Origin of the sequence: Hydrocoleum sp. CS-953, assembly GCF_002260545.1 — a bacterium.
GTDB lineage: Bacteria > Cyanobacteriota > Cyanobacteriia > Cyanobacteriales > Microcoleaceae > Trichodesmium.
Window position 1 is genome coordinate 1 of record NZ_LGSU01000558.1, and the last position, 3637, is coordinate 3637.

At 33.1% G+C, this 3637-nt stretch carries 3 protein-coding genes; all 3 read right to left on the minus strand.

Annotation, left to right across the window (positions count from 1 at the left end):
* Window positions 1–150: 150 nt before the first annotated feature.
* Window positions 151–1365: an McrC family protein gene (locus tag AFK68_RS05960; protein ID WP_094671985.1), complete on the minus strand. Its 1215-nt coding sequence runs from the start codon at window positions 1363–1365 to the stop codon at window positions 151–153.
* A gap of 278 nt (window positions 1366–1643) precedes the next feature.
* Window positions 1644–2891, minus strand: a complete 1248-nt coding sequence (locus tag AFK68_RS41100; RefSeq protein WP_371357253.1) for an McrB family protein — start codon at window positions 2889–2891, stop codon at window positions 1644–1646.
* A 406-nt stretch (window positions 2892–3297) separates the two neighbouring features.
* A partial coding sequence (locus AFK68_RS05970; protein WP_094671987.1) for a hypothetical protein occupies window positions 3298–3637 on the minus strand: 340 nt, incomplete at its 5' end.

Below are 3637 nucleotides of genomic sequence, written 5' to 3' on the forward strand. Positions count from 1 at the left end.
TAGTAGGGGTTAACGGCCGTTAACCCCTACAATTGATGTATTATTTCACATTTTGGGTAAGTCCTGATTACATATATTGTAGGTATTTAACATACCCTTTAGTTAAATAATCTCTTACTTAATACTAACTTAACAAAAGACTATAAGTGCCTAGCATAAATCAACAGATTTTATTAATTCTGCTAAAAAAGATTGACCAGCTTTTTCCAAATCAGAGTCAAGAGCAAATGTCAAACTACGCAATCTTACTTCACTATCACCAACAAATCCATTGATAGGATTAGTTAATTTTTGAGGATAAATCAAAACAGCTTCCTGACATTTTGTATAAGTTGCATAAGCCACTACTTGATGAATATCATTTGGCGAGGATTTGGTATTTACCTTGTATTTAGTATCAAGGATATAAACAACCTTACGAGTTTTTACTTCATAAATAACTAGATCAATTCGACCATAAATTTTATTATCAATAATATCTACTTTTTCTTGCTCTCGAACTCTTAAATTTGAGGGTAGATGAACTTTTAACCATTCAGCTACAAATTTTTCATAAAGTTTAGCCATATCTATTAAAAAAGGTAACATTGAGTAATTACCCTGTTGATGACTAGCTCCAATATTATCTAAAAAAAATCGACATAAAGAGTGTAAAACTTGATAATCTTCATTCAAACGATGATACTTTCTGTTTACACAATCACTAGATTTAAAAGGTTGTAAATTGACCAAACCTTGCAAAAGATGAAAAGCTTTTGCCACTTTTGGAGCGACATTTTCAGAACAGAAACCACTACGACCAATAATAAATAAAGTCCAAGCCAAAATTTGATTATCAGGAATATTAGCAGTGTGTTCTTGATAATCACATTTCAACCTAACATCCCAGGGTTTTTGCATAACTTGTTGCATATTTAACCGCCCCCGAATGTAAGTTAAATTTTCTGTTTTTGGCAGGTAAGCGCGATAAAAACCTTTTCGACCCCGGTCTAATATTTTTTCAGCCAGAATATTACCTAAACAGTTGTAAAATTCTTGTAGAGAATTACAGTTAACTAAACCATCTAATAAACGAAAACTTGTAAGATTGTAGGCATATTCCAACATTCCAAATAGGTTATGAAGTGGTACTTTTGGTTTGAGAATGACGTGAAATTCTGGAGTTATAGGAATATAACCAACCCATCCTTGAGAAGTAAATTCCAATTTGTGGTTGGTTTTGGGAGAGGGAAACTCTACTTGAATTTTTTTACCTTTTTTGCCGTATTCTTGCCATAATTTTTCTGCAATATCATAGTAAATTTTATCTGGTGGAAACTGGCGAGGTTGATATTCAGTAAGTTCGATTATTTGGGGAGATTTCATATTGTAAAAAGGTAGGCATAACAGATTTTTTTACAGGAAGAGATGTTTGGAGAAGTGTCTATCTAATTTAGGACTTACGCAAAGAAACCGGGTTTTTAGGATAATCGTTGTTTTTAACAATAAACATTGGCGAAAAACCCGGTTTCTAAGATTGTCTGTGTAACTCTTGTAATTTTTTGATAAAGAAACCGGGTTTTTAGGATAATCATTGTTTTTAACAATAAGCATTGGCGAAAAACCCGGTTTCTAAGGTTGTCTGCGTAAGTCATGTAATTTTTTTATTCTGATATCAAATCTTTAATTTTATCCCACCGAAACTCATCGACTTTTTCTGGTTGAGCAAAGAAATATTCCTCTAAATATGGTTCAATTTCCATTTGCCAAATATCTTGTATTTCCTCTTCAATATATTCTCTAAGAAAGAAGGAAACGCCAACTTGATAGTTGGGGTCATTTATTTCTTGGTTGACTGCTTCTAAAAGTTTAATTAACCCTTCCACTAAAAAATCTGTGTCTATTTCCTGGTGATATTGGCGCAATATTTCGTAGTTAGGAGAAAGAGTAATGAAAGCAAACCGACGACGGAGTGCATGATCTACTAAAGCAATAGAGCGATCGGCAGTATTCATCGTACCAATAATGCGAACATTTTCCGGGATACTAAATAATTCTCCACTACCAGCAAGGGGAATTTTTGCATCGCGGTATTCCAGAAGATACATAAGTTCACCGAAAACTTGGGAAAGGTTAGCGCGGTTAATTTCATCAATAATGAGTACGCAGGTATCTTGACAGAGTGCTGCTTTTTGACAAAATTTCAGGAAGCGACCCGGAACAACAGGGTAGGTGAGTTTTCCATCTTCGCTTTGCGGTCGAATACCTTGAATAAAGTCTTCGTAGGTGTAAGCAGGATGAAATTGAATGAGTTCCCAGAAACCGTCACCTCCACTAGTTAAATGTTCAGCGAGTTTTTGAGCGAGGAAAGTTTTGCCGATACCAGGTGGACCTTGGAAAATGGCTTGTTTTTTGCGGTTGATAGCGCGTATCCATTGGGTAAGTTGTGTTTCTGGGAAGTTGGTTTCTTGGGAGCATTGAGTTAGAGTGTATTCTCCTTTTAAATTAGACCTCTCCAAAAATACTGATTTTGGAATAGCAGGATCGGGGTTTAAGAACTTTTTATGGAGATGTTTATTGCTTGAAGTGGAATTTATTTTTTCATCTTGATTAGTTTCATAAATATTGTCTGTACTGTTGATATTTTCACTAGGAAAATTGTATTTTTTCACAGCTACTAACCAATGACAAAACATATCAAACAAATCATCATCTCGCATTGCAGGTATATTTTGTTTCTGCATTTCTTCAGCTAACTCTAAAATTAGATTATGACCAGTGAGATTAATATATGGGTATTCAGTTAGCTTTTCAGTATATTTTGTGTTACTTAAATAATTAATTACTTTTCTCGATCTATCATTAATTAAAAGAAAATTATCTGGTTTTAGTGCATTCAGAATAGGTGTCATTTTTTCTACTTGAAATTCTCCAGAATNAAAATTATAAATTTCTCTAGCAATAACAGACCAATATTCTTGCTTTTCCCAACCTTGATTTTTCCAGAATTGAAACCATTCAGTTAAATCAATATTGTTTGATTCAGTAATGTGAATCCATGCACCCCTTTGTCGATTTCTGGTAGTATCAGTATGAGGTAAAAGTTTGAATCTAACGGATTCAGTTATGTCTTCCCCTACCTTAACAGCAGCAGTTATTTCTTCAAAATTACGGCGACCTTGTTGACGTTGTTTTTCATAAGAAGCTCTATGATTTAATCCTTCTGAGCTATAGGGATATGAGTCAGCAAATTCCTCGAAAAGTTCAACAAATAAAGTTAGTTGTTTAATTGTCATATACAGTTATTTTTATTTTTAACTATTCAAAATCATAATCTACCAATCTCTTAATAATTTCCCATTCATCGGATTTTAAATAACGATAACTTTGGGGAGGTCTAAAATTATTCAATTCTTCTCTTAATTGTTCTAATTCGACTGTTTTTTTAAAGGTCTTACTTTTTTGGAAAAATATTCCTATGCCAAACTTTACTCCTGAATAATAATCGTAAAATTCTTCAGAGGTAATTCCTGCTTTGTCCTCTACTTCTTCCCAAAGGTAAGAAACTTCTTTTTTAATAATGTTTTTGATTTTAAAGTAACCAACAACAGCTTTTTTAGGAGATGAAACATAAACTATAACTAAATCATCTTTATCT

Coding starts and splice junctions, on each gene's coding strand:
- AFK68_RS05960 (WP_094671985.1), bottom strand. CDS start 1,365: ATGAAATCTCCCCAAATAATCGAACTTACTGAATATCAACCTCGCCAG.
- AFK68_RS41100 (WP_371357253.1), bottom strand. CDS start 2,891: ATGACACCTATTCTGAATGCACTAAAACCAGATAATTTTCTTTTAATT.